Consider the following 17802-nt stretch of genomic DNA (forward strand, 5'->3'; position numbering starts at 1 on the left):
GGCTGCAGCAACTGATGAAACGCGGTGTTATGATGTGACAAAGCCTGAATCCTTTGTGATTAAAGTGTTTGCTCGCACACTCATTTTACTCACATGGATTCAGGCTTTCTTATTTATCCCAAACTATGGGACAGCAGTGGCCAGAGAGGCGCCTTTTTTGCGTTTGAGGTTTTGGGATCAGCCTCCTTCCGCATCCATCAACAGCTGGCGGTTGCCGCCGCAGGCTGTGGTGTTCTGGGTGATGGTTTTTTCCTGTACAAAGCGGTGCAGGTAAAACGGACCACCTGCTTTAGGGCCGGTGCCTGAAAGGTTCATGCCGCCAAACGGTTGAGCACCCACCACCGCGCCGACCTGATCCCGGTTCACGTAGATATTGCCGACCTGGGCCAGCTCTGCGATACGGTGGATGGTCTGGCTATTGCGGGAGTGGATGCCGAGCGTCAGGCCATAACCGGAGCGATTGATCTCTTCGATCACCTGATCCAGCCGTTCGGCGGGGTAGCGCACAATATGCAGGATCGGGCCGAAGGTCTCTTCGGTCAGTTCGTCCATGGTATGCAAGCGGATAATGGTCGGCGGCACAAAATAACCAGGATCATGCTGCGGGCCGGTATGTAGCTCAAAGATCAAACGTCCCTGAACCCGCGCGAGTTCTATATGGTTGTAAAGCGTATCCATTGCCTCCTGATCGATGATCGGACCAATATCCACGTCAAAGCGGCGTGGATCTCCGATCTTCAGCTCTTTGGTGGCGCCGATCAGCTTCTCGGTTACGGTGTTGGCAATCTCTTCCTGCAGGTAGAGTACCCGCAGGGCCGAGCAGCGCTGTCCGGCGCTGGCGAATGCAGAACGCAATACGTCTTTAACCACCTGTTCCGGCAGCGACGTGCTGTCGGCGATCATCGCATTGAGGCCGCCGGTCTCAGCAATCATGGCTGGTAGTGGTGCGCCAAGGCGTTGGGCCAGGGTGGCAAAAATGCCGTTGGCGGTGGCACTGGATCCGGTGAAGGCAACGCCTGCCAGGCGGTAGTCTTTTAGCAACAGCTCGCTCTGTTCTGCACCGCTGTATGTGACCAGCTGTAAGACCTCTGGAGGTACGCCAGCTTCCAGCCAAAGCTCAGTCGCACGCATCGCGATCAGCGAGGTCTTGCTGGACGGTTTGGTTATCACGGCGTTGCCGCACACCAAGGCTGCGGCAATCTGGCCGGTGAAGATGGCCAGAGGGAAGTTCCACGGGCTGATACAGAGGAAGATACCCCGGCCTTTGAGCTGTAGTTCATTGCTTTCGCCGGTGACGGAGATCAGGGCGTGGCTGGTCAGTTGTTTTTCCGCCTGGGCCGCATAGTAATAGCAGAAATCGACGGCTTCACGGATCTCGTCGATCGCATCACGCAGGGTTTTGCCCGCTTCGCTCATGCAGAGGTGGATCAGTTCGTCGCGGTTTACTTCCAGCAGTTCGGCATAACGCAGCAGTACTGCGCTGCGTTCCGAGATCGGTGTGTCCCGCCAGGCGGGCCAGGCGGCGCTGGCATCAGCCAAGGCCCGCTTGATCTGGTCAGGTGCGGCAATATCCAGTGTACCGATCTGTTGTTCGATATCCTGTGGACTGTACACCGCGACTGATTCCATCCCGGGTTGTTTTTCACCGGAGATGATCGGCATCCCATGCCAAACGTTTTTTCCAAAACGATCCAGCCGGTTGCGCAGGTCCAGCAGGTCCTGACTGGAACCGTAGTTGAATCCTTGTGAGTTCTTGCGGTTACTGGCGAAAACATCCGCAGGCAATGGGATGCGGGGATTGCGCAATGCGCTGGTCTGGTGGAGGCGTTCCAGTGGGCTTTTTAACAACGTGCTGACCGGTATATCCCGATTGCTCGCCTTGAACACAAAGGAGCTGTTGGCACCGTTTTCCAGCAGCCGTCGAATCAGGTAGGGCAGCAGTTCGCGGTGGTCACCGACCGGTGCATAGATGCGGCAGGGGCGTTGTTGCTCGCGGCAGATCTGTTGGTATAAACCGTCGCCCATACCATGTAGGCGCTGAAAGTTGATCGGTTTGTTGCTAGGAATCTCAAGCAGCTGCGCTACGGTAAGTGCATTGTGGGTGGCGAACTCCGGTATCAGAGCGTGGCACTGCTCCGACAATAAAAAGCGGGCACACACCAAGTAGGCGATATCGGTGCTGGCTTTGAGGGTGTAGACCGGGTAGTCCTTCAGCCCGAGCTGCTGGGCCTGTTTGATCTCCGTATCCCAGTACGCACCTTTAACCAGGCGCACCGGGATAGGGGTGTCCAGTTTACGTCCCAGATGCTCGAGCCAGCCCAAGGTGGGCAGTGCGCGCTTGCCGTAGGCCTGAACAGCAATCCCCAGTTTGCCCCAGCCGCTGGCCAGCTCGGTGCGCAGCAGTTCTTTAAAGAGGTTAAGGCTCAGTTCCAAGCGGTCTGCTTCTTCTGCATCCAGAGTGATGCCGACGTCGGCGGTGCGGGCGGCGACAATTAGTTGTAGCAGGCGGTCGGTCAGCTCCTGATACACCCGGCGGTTTTTGAGGTTCTCAAAACGTGGATGCAGAGCCGAAAGTTTGATCGATATGGTGGTGTCGGCGGCGTCTTTACGCTGCCCTACGGTTTCAATCGCATTGAGGTAGGCGGCGAAGTAGTGCTCTACGTCGTTCTCGCTGACAGCGTCTTCGCCCAGCATATCAAAGGAGAACTGGTTCAGGTTCTGGTCGTAGTCATAGCGGCGGTCACAGGCTTCTTTGATGGTCTCGGCAAAAACGAAATTCTCGCCCAGCGAACGCATGATGGTTTTCATCGCCTTCAGCATCGCCGGGCGTCCGAGTCGGCGCCGCACCGAAGCGTAGAGGCCTGTCGGATCGCTGTCCTGAGCAACCAAACGCTGGCCAAGGGCGATACCCCAGATCGAGGTATTAAGCAGGGTGCTTTCGTTGCTGGTGAGTGCTTGCTCCCAGTCGGCGGAGTCCAGTTTATCTTCCACCAGGGCATAGGCGGTTTCAGCATCGGGAATACGCAACAGGGCTTCAGCCATCGACATCAGGGCTAGCCCCTCGTCGGAGTTGAGGCGGAACTGACTGAGCAGTTGGTGCAGGTCGAAACGGGCGCTGGGTGTTTCACGCAGGGTTTGCAACCACTGTGCCGCAAGGGGGGCGGCATTGGGCGTGTCAGGCACCAGTTGCTGCAGCTCCGAGACCATCAGTTTTTCGTCGGCGGTGTAGTAGTCACACACTTCCTGCCAGAGACTTTGCAGATCTTCCTGATGAAATTCAGGACTGAAGTAATGAAAGAGCGGATGCATAGGTCACCGCCTTTAGGTCCGTAAATGCCCGTGAATGTCCGCTCCAGTGTAGAACATGGCGGATTCAGATGCACAGGGTGAAATTGCGTCGGAGAGGGGGAAACGCCCCGCTAAGGGGAAGGGAGCAGGGCGTTTTCAGGAGGCGTGCTTAGACGCGTTCGAACAGTGCCGCGATACCCTGACCGCCACCGATACACATGGTGACAACAGCGTAGCGACCTTCGGTGCGTTGCAGTTCGTACAGTGCTTTAACGGTGATGATGGCGCCGGTTGCACCGATTGGGTGACCCAGAGAGATGCCGGAACCGTTTACGTTTACTTTATCCATTGGCAGTTCCAGGTCACGGCATACTGCCAGGGCCTGTGCGGCGAAGGCTTCATTCACTTCCCAGACATCGATATCAGCAACGGACAGGCCCGCTTTATCCAACAGTTTGCGTACCGCGGGTACCGGGCCGATACCCATGTACTTCGGTTCTACGCCGGCAAAGCTGTACGCTGCCAGTTTTGCCATCGGTTGCAGACCTTTGGCTTCAGCAACATCAGCAGCCATCAGGGTAACCGCGGCAGCTGCATCGTTAAGACCGGAGGCGTTACCTGCAGTGACAGAACCATCTTTTTTGAATGCCGGACGCATCTTAGCCACATCGTCCATGGTCAGACCGTGACGGGTGTGTTCGTCCGTATCGAAGATGACAGTCTTTTTGCGGGTGGCAATTTCAATTGGCAGGATCTGGTCTTTGAAACGACCTTCGTTGATCGCTGCTTCCGCGCGGTTGTGGCTCATTACCGCCAGTGCATCCTGGTCTTCGCGGCTGATGTTCCACTTCTCAGCGATGTTTTCTGCGGTGATACCCATGTGGGTGTTGTCGAAAGGACAGGTCAGGGCGCCCACCATAGCATCTACAATCTGACCATCACCCATACGCTGACCGAATCGGCCGGAAGGCAGCCAGTACTGGGAACGGCTCATCACTTCTGCACCACCGGCAACAGCGGCATCGCACTGCTCGGTTTCGATCTGCTGTGCTGCGGTGATGATTGCCTGCAGGCCACTACCACATAGACGGTTAACCGTTACGGCAGGGGTCTCGTTTGGCAGTCCACCGTTTACCGCGGCTGCACGGCTCAGGTACATGTCCTGACGCTCGGTGTGAATCACGTTACCGAATACGGCATGGCCATACGCTTCAGGCTCTGCACCGGAGCGTTTTACCGCTTCTTCTACACAGGCTGCTGCCAGTTCGCCCGGCGTCTTGCTCTTCAGGCTGCCACCAAATCCACCAATTGCTGTACGTACACCACTCAGTACGACGATCTCTCGATTGCTCATGCTGCATCCTTCATCTGTTCTAGTTATAAATATCCACCAGCTGTGCACTTCCCTGGATGGTTTTCCCAGTCGTGAGAACTTCTTACTCTATCATCGCTTTATGACAGGTCGGGGGGCGTGAGAGCTATCAATTGGTCGAAATTAGATCGATTTCCTTGCATAAACTGCCATCGCTGCTGCAATACCCGGTTATGACAATGCCATGCTAAAACGGTATATTTGGCTCTGCTTTTGTAGTGGTATTAGGTTGGTGGAAACTTGAAAAACCGGATGGTTGTGACTCTGACAACGGTACACGGGTCACGGCAGTACTCTCTGAATCAGTTGACGCGGTACGGCATTATTCTGTTTGTTGTGTTGGCGGCCGTCAGTTTTTTTGTTGCGACGCCGCTACTGTGGAAAACCAACGATGATCTGGAAGAGCTGGCCAGCGACCATGAACAGCTGTCCCAGGATTACGAGATGATGCTGGGTTCACAGCAGCTGTATAAATCCGAGATGGATCAGCTCTCCTCAACGTTGCACACGTTGATGGATGAAAAAGCCCAGCTGGAAGCTGAGAACAGTCGTATTGGTGCCCTGAACCAGTCGCTGGATCAATCGCTATACGGGTTGGAAAGCCTGCTGGGTTTGCCAGTTTCTGAGAACATGACTGAGGAGCGGGCGGAAGAACTAAAAGTGATGGCCAGCAAGCGCCTTTACTTCCTGCATATGATTCCCAACGGGATGCCGATTTTAAGTCCGCGGGTAACCGCCCGCTTCGGACCACGTATACATCCTGTATTGAAAAAACGTCATATTCACCATGGTATCGATTTTAAGGCGAGTATCGGTACACCGGTTTATGCTACAGCTGATGCGGTCGTAGAATATGCCGGATACCATAAGCAGAGCGGTTACGGTAAGTTAATCATTCTGCTGCATAACTTTGGATTCAAAACGTACTACGGGCACTTGAATGCGGTTAAGGTTAAAAACCGTGAATTTGTGCGTAAAGGGCAGTTGATCGGCTACAGCGGAAACACCGGTATTTCTACCGGACCTCACCTGCATTATGAGGTGCGGCACCTGTTTACCCCGCTGGACCCGGATCCGTTCCTTGCTTGGAGTATGTCGGATTTTGATTCACTCTTCAGTAAAGTTAAGGATGTGAAATGGGCCTCATTACAAGAAATGTATCCTCTGAATCAAAGCAGGGTCGGGCAGGAACAACCATCGTCGCAGAAGGAAATAAGTTCAGCGGCGAAATGAAGGTTGTGGGCAAGATGCATATCGACGGCATGTTCGACGGTACCATCAACTCACTGGACAATATCTCTGTGGGTAAGTCCGGACATGTGCGTGGTTTGATCAAAGCGCGCCATATCAATGTCAGTGGTTTGCTCGAAGGCGATGTGATCTGTGACGAGCTGCACATTGAAGCTGAGGGGCAGGTGCGGGCGACGGTGACCAGCAAGCAGATGTCGATCAGTCCCAAAGGTAACTTCGTGGGAGAACGCAAGAACTGGGAGCAGGCCGCGGTAGACAAAGCTCTGGAATCGCTGCCGGTTATCGAAGCGATTGAAGGCTCGGTAGAGAAAGTAGCGGAATAAGAAAAAGGTTAATCTGGAAATATGTGTGAACTGCTTGGCATGAGTGCCAATGTTCCAACCGATATTTGTTTTAGCTTCAGTGGTCTGATGCAGCGTGGTGGTGGCACCGGTCCACACCGGGATGGCTGGGGTATCGCATTCTACGAAGGAAAAGGCGTGCGTAGCTTCCACGATCCAGCGCCGAGTGTGGATTCTGAGATTGCATTGCTGATCAAGAACCATCCGATCAAGAGTAACGTGGTGATCAGCCATATTCGCCAGGCCAACGTGGGTGAAGTTAATCTGGCAAACACTCACCCGTTCACGCGGGAGTTATGGGGTTATGTCTGGACCTTTGCTCACAATGGGCAATTAGACAAGGCGCTGTTCGACATGCCACTGACACACTATCAACCGGTGGGTACCACCGACAGTGAATATGCGTTTTGCTGGTTGCTGGGTCAGATCCGCGAGAAATTCCCGCAGCGTCCGGATGATGTCGCTGAACTGCAGGATTTTATCCGCACTTGTTGCGACCAGCTGCGCAAGCTTGGTGTGTACAACATGCTGCTGACAGAGTCCACCTGGCTGTTTGCCTACTGTACCACCAAGCTGACCTGGATCACCCGCAGGGCACCGTTTGGCGAAGCGTCGCTCAAAGATTGTGAGCTGATGGTAGATTTCTACAAAGAGACCACGCCAAACGATATTGTGACCGTGATAGCGACGGATCCGCTGACCGATAACGAGCAGTGGCAGAAGCTGGAAGCAGGTGAGATGATCACCTTTGCTGACGGATTACCGGTCTGATAGACCGTACTCGGAGAGAGAAATGGATGACGATGCGCTGCGGGCGGAGATTGAGCATTATCCCAATCTGGTGAGCTGGTTTCAGGCCTGTTGCCAGCGTTACGCAGATGCATCGGCATTTACCTGTCAGGGCGGTACCCTGACCTACAGTGAGCTGGACGAGCGTTCCAGCCGTCTCGCCTCCTGGTTGCAGCGCTCGCCTAACCTGCGCCCTGGTGATCGTGTTGCGATCCACCTGCCCAACCTTTTGCAATTCCCTGTTGCGGTATTCGGCATACTGAAAGCCGGTATGGTGGTTGTGAATACCAACCCGTTATACAGCGTGGAAGAGTTGCGCCATCAGTTTGCTGACTCGGGTGTAAGGGCGGTCATTACATTGGCAAACAGTGCCTACTTGGTAGAGAAGGTGCTGCCGGATACCGAAATCCGGGAAGTGATTGTGACTCAGCTGGCGGATCTGCATTCGTTCCCCAAATCTGATTGGATCAACTTCAAAGCGCGTCATGTACGTAAGATTGTGCCGCGTTACAAAATTCCCAACGCGATCTCGTTTCGCAAGTGCTTACGTGAAGGCGCCAAGCATCCTTGGCGTCCGGTTGAGGTTGAACGACACCAACTGGCGTTTCTGCAGTATACCGGGGGCGTCACCGGCACTTCGAAAGGGGTGATGCTCACCCATCACAATATCCTGGCGAACATCTGCCAGCTAAAAACTGTGATGAATCAAGTTTGCACCCCACGTGAAGAGATCGCCATTGCACCGTTGCCGCTCTACCACACCTATTCGTTGATTCTGAACGGGATGCTGATGCTGGAAGATGGCGCGCATGTGGTTCTCATCATCAATCCCCGGGATACGGAAGGGTTTGTTAAGGAGCTGTCCCGCTGGCGATTCACGGTGTTCTCTGGACTGAATACGCTGTTTGTGGAGTTGTGTCAGAACCAGGATTTTTGTGCATTGGACTTTAGCAGTCTCAAGGTGACGGTATCAGGCGCTATGTCATTGACCCGTTTTACCGAAGGACTCTGGATTGAAGTGACCGGATCTCCCATCCAGGAGGGCTATGGGCTGACCGAGTGTTCGCCTGTGGTCGCGGTCCATCCTCCAAACGAAGAGCGTCGTGATGACACTGTTGGACCGCCGGTACCCCTGACCGAAGTGAAAGTGGTTGGCAGCGAGGGAGAAACCCTGCACCCAGGTGAAGTAGGTGAAATCTGCGTGCGAGGTCCGCAGGTGATGGCGGGATACTGGCAGCAACCCGAATTAACACGGGCTGTGTTGCAAGACGATGGTTGGTTCCTCACAGGTGATATGGGTACTCTCAGCGAAGAGGGCTATATCGAGGTGATCGATCGGAAATCAGAAGTGATCCGCACCGCAGGATTTGACGTTTACCCAAGTGAGTTGGAGAACGTAATCGCCTGTCATCCGGATGTATTGGAATGTGCCGTTGTTGGCCTTCCCGATGATGATCTGGGTGAAGTGATCAAATTGTTTGTAGTGAGCCGCAACCGACGGTTAACGGTGAAAGCGGTGCGCGATTACTGCCGCGAACGCCTGACCTCCTACAAAGTACCAAGGCAAGTGGAGTTCCGGACCTCTCTGCCCAAAACCAATGTGGGTAAAGTGCTGCACCGTGATATCCGCGACGAAGAGCTGACCCGTCAGGCCAAAAAGAAACGCCACCTTTAAATCTGGATATCGTATAACTGGTCCTGCCGTTAATGGCTGCGCTGCCGTATAATAGCGCGCTTCGTTTAATTTCAGTCACCCGAAACAAGTCTCCCATCGTGAAAGCAAAGCTTCAACAGCTCCGTCAGCAGCTTAATGACTGCCGTATATCCGATCTCCACAACCTGAAACGACGCCTGCAGCAGGCAGAACAGCGGGTGAATAATCACCAGCCGGTTGATCGAATGGTGGCGCAGATCGAGGAGACCGTTGCTGCCTCTGTGAAGGCAGTGACCGATAAGCGCACGCTGGTGGGTGAGGTCCGCTATCCGGATCTGCCTGTCTCTTCCCGCCGTGAAGAGATTCAGGAAGCGATCCGTGATCACCAGGTTGTGGTGGTGGCGGGTGAAACTGGTTCCGGTAAAACAACACAGTTACCAAAAATCTGTCTGGAGCTGGGCCTGGGTGCGCGTGGCCTGATCGGTCATACCCAACCCCGTCGACTGGCGGCGCGGGCGGTGGCAAACCGTATCGCGGAAGAGCTGCAAACCGAAGTGGGTAAAACCGTAGGCTATCAGGTCCGTTTTACCGATCAGGTGTCTGAACAGTCGATGGTCAAACTGATGACCGACGGTATTCTGCTGGCGGAAACCCAGCATGATCGCTTTCTGGAAAAGTACGAAGTCCTGATCATCGATGAGGCTCACGAACGCAGCCTCAACATCGATTTCCTGCTGGGTTATCTGAAACGTATCCTGCCGCGTCGTCCTGACCTAAAGGTTATTATCACCTCGGCGACCATTGATCTGGAGCGTTTCTCCAAGCACTTTAACGATGCGCCGGTGATCGAGGTGTCCGGGCGTACCTATCCCGTTGATGTGTTGTACCGGCCGCTGGGGGAAGAGAGTAGCGATAATGACCAGCGTCAAGGGATTCTGGATGCGGTAGATGAGCTGGCCCAGCACGAGCGTGACAACGGTGCCTCCGCGCCGGGGGATATTCTGGTGTTCCTCAGCGGTGAGCGTGAGATCCGGGAAACCGCCGATTTCCTGCGTAAGGCACAGCTGCGCAACACCGAAATCTTGCCGCTGTATGCGCGCTTGAGCGTGGCTGAGCAGAACAAAATTTTTCACCCGGGGCGTTCTGTTGGCCGACGTATTGTACTGGCGACCAACGTGGCAGAAACCTCGCTTACCGTGCCAGGCATTCGATATGTAATCGATCCCGGCTTTGCCCGAATCAGTCGCTACAGCTACCGATCCAAGGTACAGCGTTTGCCGATTGAACCGGTGTCTCAGGCGAGTGCGAATCAGCGTAAAGGCCGTTGTGGACGTGTTGCGGCGGGTATCTGTATCCGCCTGTATTCAGAAGAAGATTTTCTCGCCCGTCCAGAATTTACCGACGCGGAGATCCGTCGCACCAACCTGGCGGCGGTAATTCTGCAGATGCTGAATCTGCGCCTGGGAGATATTGCGGAGTTTCCGTTTATCGATCCGCCCGATGTGCGTTTTGTGAATGACGGCTTCAAGCTGCTGCACGAGCTGGGAGCGGTGGATGAGAAGCGCAATATGACCCGTCAGGGACGGGAACTGAGCAAGCTGCCGGTTGATCCACGGATCGGTCGTATGCTGCTTGAGGCTGCACGACAAAACTGCCTGAAAGAGGTACTAGTGATCGCCAGTGCGCTCAGCGTACAGGACCCACGAGAACGCCCGATTGAGAAGAAACAGGCTGCCGATGAGCGCCATCGTGCTTATGCCAGTGAAGATTCCGATTTTATTACGCTGGTAAACCTCTGGAACCTGTACGAGGAACAGCGCCAGGAGCTGAGCCAGAATCAACTGCGTAAGTTCTGTCAGAAGCAGTTTCTCTCCTTTATGCGGATGCGGGAGTGGCGTGATATCCATCGGCAGTTGCACCTGATCTGCAAGCAACAGGGTTACAAAGAAAACCAGGATGATGCGGACTACAACTCAATCCACAAGTCCTTGTTATCCGGCCTGCTCAGTCAGATGGGCTTCAAGCAGGAAAACAAAGAGTACTTGGGCGCGCGTAACAAGAAGTTCCATATCTTCCCGGGTTCTATGCTGTTTAAAAAAGCACCCAAGTGGATTATGGCGGCGGAGCTGGTAGAAACTTCCAAGCTTTATGCGCGCATGGTCGCACGCATCGAGCCGGAGTGGGCTGAAGCCTTAGCCAAACATCTGGTGAAGCGCAGCTATCTTGAGCCCCATTGGGAGAAGAAACGTGCCCAGGTGGTAGCGCTGGAACAGGTCAGCCTCTATGGCCTGATCATCGTGCCAAAACGCCGTATTCACTACGGTAAGATTGAGCCCGAGCAGTCCCACGAAATCTTTATCCGTCAGGCGCTGGTTGAAGGAGAATTCGAAACCAAAGGTAAATTCCTGAAGCACAATCGTGGGTTGTTGCAGGATATCGAGGACCTGGAGGCCAAGTCCCGTCGCCGTGACCTCTTGGTAGATGAGGAGTCTCTGTACCAGTTTTACTTCCAACGGATGGAAGAGCTGGATGGTGGAGGTGTTGTTAACGGCGCTGGATTCGAACATTGGCGTAAAGGTGTCGAGCAGAACAACCCTAAAGCACTGTTCATGACCGAAGAGGATCTGTTGCAGCGTTCAGCGGATCACGTTACCGCTGGTCAGTACCCAGATAATCTAGCGATGGATGGAATCAAGTTGAAGCTGGCCTACAACTTTGAGCCGGGTGCCCGCAACGACGGTGTTACGTTAAGTACACCAATTGCGCTGCTGAACCAGCTGCCTGCTACACGGCTTGAGTGGTTGGTGCCAGGTATGCTGCGTGAAAAATGCGTGGCTGTGATGAAGGGGTTACCCAAGCAGATCCGCAAAAACTTCGTACCGATTCCCGACTATGTGGATGCCGCGTTGGAGAAGATCAATTTCGGTGAAGGCGATCTGTATGAGGCGTTGGCGCTACAGCTGAAGCGCATGACCGGCGTGACGGTAGATCCTGCAGCATTGCGTGAAGTGAAACTGGACAATCACTTTCAGGTTAATCTTCGTGTGCTGGATGAGAAGGGTAAGGTTCAAGGCGAATCCCGTAACCTGCAGAAGCTGCAGCACAAGTTTGCAGAGAAAGTATCAGAAGCACTGAAAAAAGGCCCAGGGGAAAAGTGGGGGCGTGATGAAATCACCTCCTGGGATTTCGGTGAACTGCAGGAAAGCATCCGCTTGCGTCAAGCGGGCGGTATTGAGGTCGATGCCTACCCTGCGATGCTCGATAAGGGCGACAGTGTTTCCTTGACGGTTGTCACGCATAAAGCTGATGCAGATGAACTTTCGGTGCTGGGTATCGTACGTTTGGCAATACTCTCGCTGACTGAGCAAGTGAGGTTTGCACGTAAACAGCTGCCGGAAATAGACAAGAGTGTCATGCTGGTGGGTAAGGTTTTGGATAAACGTTCGCTGCAAGATCAATGTGTGCAGCAGGCTGTTCGGCATCTGATGAACCTGGATGAATCGCTACCACGTACTGAGCGTGAGTTCAAAGTCCGTCTGGAGCAATGCCGAGCTGAATTAGTGGACCTGGCGGTGAAGGTAGCGCGTTTTGTTTTTGAGTGCCATAAACGTTATCACGATATCCAGAAAAAGCTTAAAGGGCGCATGGATCTCACAGAGGTTGCCGTGCTTAACGACGTAAAGATGCAACTAGGTGCGTTGATCCATGCGCGTTATGTCAGCGAAAATAGCTGGAATCGACTGCAGAACTATCCAAGGTATCTGAAAGCGATTGAGATGCGTCTGGAGAAATTTAGACGCAATCTGCCTCAGGAGAGAATATTAAGCGATCAGCTAGACAGCTATTGGAGCGACTACCAGCGCCGATTGGAACAGCACAAGAACAATGGTGTGGCAGATCCTGAGTTACAGCATTTTCGCTGGATGTTAGAGGAATATCGGGTCTCGCTTTTTGCTCAACAGCTAGGCACTGAATACCCGGTGTCCGATAAGCGCATCCGACAGCAATGGCAGAAAGTACTGGTTTGATACAGGTCAACATTAGACCTTGGTCGGATCAAATTAGTGGGCCTAAGGTAGTTGCAGTAGACGAGAGGGTATGCTGTAATGCGAAAAATTTGGGTAAACATACCCGTCTGAGTAAGTCAGTCTTTACCAATTAGCAATCAGAGAATTGCTGGCAGATGCCTTATTTAGATGAGATAAAGATATGATTATTCAAATAAATTAGTAAGCTCCGTAAATGGCGCTAAAATTTATTTGAATGAAAAAAGATTTGTAGTATTTTCTAGACGTGCCAGTCATAAGGGCGCAAAGAAAAACAAAAACACTAAATTCACTACTAGTATGTTGAAAATTGAAGGGGAAATTTTGATGAAAAAATCTATCATCGCTCTGGCGGTTGCTGGTGCTCTGACGGCTCCAATGGTTGCTCAAGCTGACGCAACTCTGTACGGTTCTCTGCGTTTAAATCTGAGTAACTATAATGCTGGTCTAGATGTAACCGATAACTTTTCTCGAATCGGTGTTAAAGGATCTTCTGAGCTGTTCTCCGGTGCGAAAGCTATTTTCCAATGGGAGCAGTCTATAAATACAGAGGCTGGTGCTCTGGGTGGTGGTCGTTTGGCGAGTATAGGTGTAACAGGCGACTTTGGTACCGTTAATGCAGGCCGTCAGTGGTCTCCATTTGCACTCTGGACTCTATTCCCAACTGATATCATGGTAAACAGCGACGTTTCTGGTGCCTCCGGTTATGCAGCTGGTGCTGACCTTGGCACTTCTTTCCATCGTTTGTCTAATACTATTGCTTATATCTCGCCTGTCATGAGCGGTTTGCAGGTTGCTGGTGTTGTAATCGCTGGTGGCGACGCTGCGGGTACTGACAGTGTTGATGCTTACAACCTGGCTGTTAAGTACTCCGTAGACGGTCTGACGCTGGCAGCATCTACTATTGGTGTTGAAAATACAGTTGGTGAGAGTGTTAACTCTTTTGCTGCATCTTACAAAACAGGTGGTCTGTACGTGGCTACTCGTTACCAGGATGATGGTACTGCAGGTGCTGGTCGTGAAGATTCCTACGAAGTAGCAGGTTCTTACACCATGGATAATACTACTCTGGCAGCTAACTTTGTCGACGATGACAAGTATGCAGACGACAAGTACTCTCTGGAAGTTTCCCAGAAGCTGGGTAAAGCAGCTAAAGCATTTGTCGGTTACTACGACAAAGGTGATGACGGCAGCCTGGCTGTTGGTTACCGCGTAGACTTCTAATATTGATTATTAGATATCTATGATAAGAGGGCTCCCATTAAGGGGGCCCTTTTTCGTTTTAGGCTCTGTTTTTCTTCTGGAAAGATAGGGCTACAATGAAGCCTTGTTGAAGTGAAAAGGATAAAAGCGTGAACAAACGTTTGGTAGCGGTATTAGTTTCAGGGTTAATCATGACGAGTCCAGGTGCGCTGGCGGATGGTCATGAGATCGACCCTTGGGAAGGTTATAATCGCGCGATGTTCAGTTTTAACGAAGGTCTGGATAAATACGCGCTGAAACCAATTACTCTCGGCTATAAGGCTGTTACGCCTGACCTGATCGAAACAGGTGTGTCCAATTTCTTTGATAATATTTCTGATGTTGGCAGCCTGTTAAATAATCTACTTCAGACAAAGTTTGAATCAGCGGGCGAAGATTTAGCTCGAGTGTCCTTTAATACAACGTTTGGTTTAGGCGGTGTGCTGGATGTCGCAACGCCAATGGGTGTTGAAGAGCATAACGAAGATTTTGGTCAAACTCTTGGGTATTGGGGGATGGAATCAGGTCCGTACCTTGTATTGCCTTTCTTTGGCCCGTCAAATATCCGTGATACGGGTGGTTTGATTGTCGATTCGATCACTTCGCCTATTTCAAACATCGAAGATGATTCGGCTCGGTATGCTGTTATTGGTTTGCAGGCTATCGATACTCGCTCTGGTTTGTTAGAAGCTGAAAAGCTCATTACGGGGGATCGCTATACCTTTATCCGTGATGCCTATCTGCAGCGTCGAGAGTTCTCGATCAATGACGGCCAGTCTGAAGACTACGATGACGAAAATTTCTAAGTCGGTTGTGGCTTATTGCATGTTGCTAGCATTAGGTTTAACTTGTTGACTCATGGATCGAAAGCGCCTGCCTTGGGGTGATTTATGAGTCACACCACTCAAAAAATACTGATTGTTGATCATTCAACGGCACTAATCGACCGTATTTTTGATCTGTTGAATGAGTCCTCAATACTAGATCTGAGAGTATCAACCAGCTTTTCATTGTCTGATGCAAAGGAGAAGCTAGGTGATACGGATTTTGCGCTTGTGATCGCCCGGGTCCCCAAAGCGAAGCAGTCATTGTGTCATGATCTGATTGAACTCCACTCTCCCAATCCTGTTCTAATTCTGCTGGATGACCCTGACGGTAGCGATGTGTTTTCAGCGCTGCGTGTCGGTGCTTCTGACGTATTTGATGTGGTTGACGTTACTCGGCATAGTCAGGCATTTCTGGATGCAGTGGAGCGCCTTATGGGGTGGGCGCGTACACTGGAAGAGAATCGGTTTTACCGAGAGGAGCTTGAGCAGAGTCTTTCTGAGCTTAAAGCTGATCAGCAGGCTGCCTATCATATACAACGTAATATGATGCCTGCAGAAACCATCGAAATTTGCGGCATTAAGGCTGAGCATCAGATTACCCCTTCGTTATATCTAAGTGGTGACTTTGTTGATGTAGTGCCGGTTGATGATCAGCGTATGGTTTTCTATCTGGCAGATGTCTCTGGGCATGGTGCTTCTTCGGCGCTGGTGACCGTTCTGTTGAAGAATATGACGCAGAGTTTGGTGCGTGATTACAGAGATGTATCTCCGGATGAGCTCCCTTCGCTGGGTGATGTTTTGCAACGGATCAATACTGAGTTGTTAGAAACGGGCGTAGGCAAGCATTTGAGCATGTTTCTGGGGGCAATTGACCGAAATAGCGGGTTGCTGCACTATGCGGTAGGTGGGCATCATCCAATGCCACTGCTAACCGATACGAGAGGGACTCGATATCTGGAAGGGAGAGGGATGCCTGTGGGTCTTTTTGAGCAGCCGATCTATGACGAAAGATCAATCGAATTGGAGTCGTCCTTTCAGATAACCTTGTTCTCTGACGGTATCCTTGAGGTTTTGCCACAGAAAGATATCTTGTCCCGCGAAGAATATGTTCGTGCTGTGGTGGATAATCTGAGAGGCTCCAGTCCAGAGAAGCTGAAGGCAAGTCTGACCGCCAGCTATAGTGGCGAGGCGCCTGACGACATAGCAATCATGACAGTTGTTGGATGGTAAGATGAAAGAGGGTTCTATCTTTTCTGCATGCGTGGACGGGCGCTATATCCTTAAGTTTGTGGGGGATGTGCGACTAACTCTGTGTGCAACATTGGATTGTCATATCGAGGAGTCTCTGGCGAGTATTGAGGCTCAGGAAATACTGGTTGATCTGACTGAGGCAGAGGGAATTGATAGTACGTCGCTTGGTTTGATCGCTAAGCTGTCCATCAAGGCTTATGCCTTGTCGTTGCCTAAACCTACCGTCGTTTCGACAAATGAGAATATTACGCGCGTGCTGATGAGCATGGGCTTCGATCATATCTTTGTGCTTATTAGTGAGTTGCCTACTTGTCCAAGTGATCTTAAGAAGCTGTCATTTGTGCAAGATTCTGAAGAATCGATCCGGATGCGAATTATTGCGGCTCACCGAATTCTTATTGATCTGAATGACTCTAATCGGGAAGCGTTTAAAGACTTGGTTAAAACGTTAGAGAAAAGCTAAAAATAGGAAAAATTCCTATATACAGTAATAAGCCAGAATCTATAAAATTGATTACAGGAAATGGGGAAAGCAGAAGGATCTGTCAATTGCCAAGGATGTAATTTCCTCTCACTGCTTACGGAAAAGAGCGGTGACCGGCACGGAACGCTGGGGGAAAAAGCCCGGAGCTTGGAAGCTCACGGGCTTTTTTTTGTCCAAAATTTACTGATAGGCAGTATCAGAGTCTCAAGCGCTGATCAGTAAATCTATCCAGCGCTTGAGTGAACTTCCGTTTTACTGCTGGCTTAGCAGTGTTTCTAACTTGACCTGGTCAACCGCAAAAGCGCGAATGCCTTGAGCGAGCTTTTCTGTCGCCATCGGATCTTCGTTCAATTCCCAGCGGAATGACGCTTCATCTAGTACAACTTTCATGTCTTTGCTGTTTGCTTGAGAAGCGGAAAGCTGCTGGGTGAGCGTTGCATTTGTTTCGGATAGTTCCTGCATTAGTGCAGGCGCGATTGTTAAGCGATCACAGCCAGATAATGCTTGGATTTCGCCGATGTTGCGGAAGCTGGCACCCATTACAATCGTGTTGTAATTATTGGTCTTGAAGTAGTTATAAATGCGAGAGACAGACTGTACGCCAGGATCGTTCAGTCCTGTGTAGTCCTGGGCTTCCGTGTTGGCTTTGTACCAATCCAGAATACGGCCGACGAACGGTGAAATAAGGTATGCACCAGCTTCTGCGCATGCGGCAGCCTGAGCGAAATTAAACAGCAGGGTCAGGTTGCAGTTAATACCTTCTTTCTCAAGCTGGCGTGCAGCTTCAATACCGTCCCCGGTTGACGCGATCTTAATCAGCATGCGCTCTTTGCTGAGGCCCGCTTCGTCATACATGCGGATCAGCTTGTGGGCGCGCTCTACAGTCGCCTGAGTATCAAATGACAGGCGTGCATCGACCTCAGTCGAGATGCGTCCTGGAATGATGTTCAGAATTTCACGGCCAATAGAAACGGCAAAGCGATCGGTCATATTACCCAGTAGTGCCTGATTATCGCCGCCCTGTTCTTGTGCCCAGCTTTTGGCTTCTGTCAGCAGTGGCGCATAGTCAGCCAGACCTGCTGCTTTAAGCAACAGCGATGGGTTGGTGGTCGCGTCCACCGGCTTGAAAGTGCGGATTGCTTGGATGTCACCGGTATCAGCGACTACCGGGGTGATTTTTTTCAGTTTTTAGAGCTGGCTTTCAATTTCGTTTTTGTCACGAGTTGTTAATCTGTAATAATGTCCATTGCCTGTAGT

Annotated in this window: 12 protein-coding genes; 9 read left to right on the forward strand and 3 right to left on the reverse strand. The window is 51.7% G+C overall.

Translation table 11 applies throughout. The features are described from left to right. Positions 1-177: 177 nt before the first annotated feature. Both putA and ACEQ15_RS04715 read right to left on the reverse strand, forming a co-directional pair. The gene (gene putA / locus ACEQ15_RS04710; protein ID WP_370277922.1) at positions 178-3309 is read right to left on the reverse strand and encodes a bifunctional proline dehydrogenase/L-glutamate gamma-semialdehyde dehydrogenase PutA; all 3132 of its coding nucleotides are present in this window, start codon (positions 3307-3309) and stop codon (positions 178-180) included. Between the two features lie 148 nt (positions 3310-3457). Further along, positions 3458-4642, reverse strand: a complete 1185-nt coding sequence (locus ACEQ15_RS04715) for an acetyl-CoA C-acyltransferase family protein (RefSeq protein WP_370277924.1) — start codon at positions 4640-4642, stop codon at positions 3458-3460. 354 nt (positions 4643-4996) lie between these two features. Here ACEQ15_RS04715 and ACEQ15_RS04720 point away from each other — a divergent pair, with 354 nt between their 5' ends. The 9 genes from ACEQ15_RS04720 to ACEQ15_RS04760 all read left to right on the forward strand — a co-directional run bounded on the left by ACEQ15_RS04720 (position 4997) and on the right by ACEQ15_RS04760 (position 16524). Then, positions 4997-5893: a M23 family metallopeptidase gene (locus tag ACEQ15_RS04720; protein WP_370277925.1), complete on the forward strand. Its 897-nt coding sequence runs from the start codon at positions 4997-4999 to the stop codon at positions 5891-5893. Between the two features lie 14 nt (positions 5894-5907). Next, positions 5908-6234 carry a polymer-forming cytoskeletal protein gene (locus ACEQ15_RS04725; RefSeq protein WP_370277927.1) on the forward strand — a complete coding sequence of 109 codons (327 nt, stop codon included), beginning with the start codon at positions 5908-5910 and terminating at the stop codon, positions 6232-6234. A gap of 21 nt (positions 6235-6255) precedes the next feature. Next, positions 6256-7023: a class II glutamine amidotransferase gene (locus tag ACEQ15_RS04730; protein WP_370277928.1), complete on the forward strand. Its 768-nt coding sequence runs from the start codon at positions 6256-6258 to the stop codon at positions 7021-7023. 22 nt (positions 7024-7045) lie between these two features. Then, on the forward strand, positions 7046-8716 hold the full coding sequence (locus ACEQ15_RS04735; RefSeq protein ID WP_370277929.1) for an AMP-binding protein: 1671 nt from the start codon (positions 7046-7048) through the stop codon (positions 8714-8716). Positions 8717-8814: 98 nt separating this feature from the next. Further along, positions 8815-12723 (forward strand): ATP-dependent RNA helicase HrpA, encoded by a 3909-nt coding sequence (gene hrpA / locus ACEQ15_RS04740; RefSeq protein ID WP_370277931.1) that lies wholly within the window; start codon positions 8815-8817, stop codon positions 12721-12723. A 345-nt stretch (positions 12724-13068) separates the two neighbouring features. Next, complete coding sequence (locus ACEQ15_RS04745) at positions 13069-13965, forward strand: porin (protein ID WP_370277932.1); 897 nt, start codon at positions 13069-13071, stop codon at positions 13963-13965. A gap of 128 nt (positions 13966-14093) precedes the next feature. Next, positions 14094-14789, forward strand: a complete 696-nt coding sequence (locus ACEQ15_RS04750) for a VacJ family lipoprotein (RefSeq protein WP_370277933.1) — start codon at positions 14094-14096, stop codon at positions 14787-14789. Positions 14790-14873: 84 nt separating this feature from the next. Further along, positions 14874-16040 (forward strand): PP2C family protein-serine/threonine phosphatase, encoded by a 1167-nt coding sequence (locus ACEQ15_RS04755; protein ID WP_370277934.1) that lies wholly within the window; start codon positions 14874-14876, stop codon positions 16038-16040. 1 nt (position 16041) lies between these two features. Next, entirely contained in the window at positions 16042-16524 is a 483-nt protein-coding gene (locus tag ACEQ15_RS04760; RefSeq protein ID WP_370277936.1) for an STAS domain-containing protein, read from the forward strand. Between the two features lie 273 nt (positions 16525-16797). On the opposite strand, the gene tal is transcribed toward ACEQ15_RS04760, so the two are convergent. Continuing rightward, positions 16798-17730 carry a transaldolase gene (tal, locus tag ACEQ15_RS04765; protein ID WP_370277937.1) on the reverse strand — a complete coding sequence of 311 codons (933 nt, stop codon included), beginning with the start codon at positions 17728-17730 and terminating at the stop codon, positions 16798-16800. Positions 17731-17802: the final 72 nt, after the last annotated feature.

Source organism: Pontibacterium sp. (assembly GCF_964228735.1).
In the GTDB taxonomy this organism is placed as follows: Bacteria; Pseudomonadota; Gammaproteobacteria; order Pseudomonadales; family Balneatricaceae; genus Pontibacterium.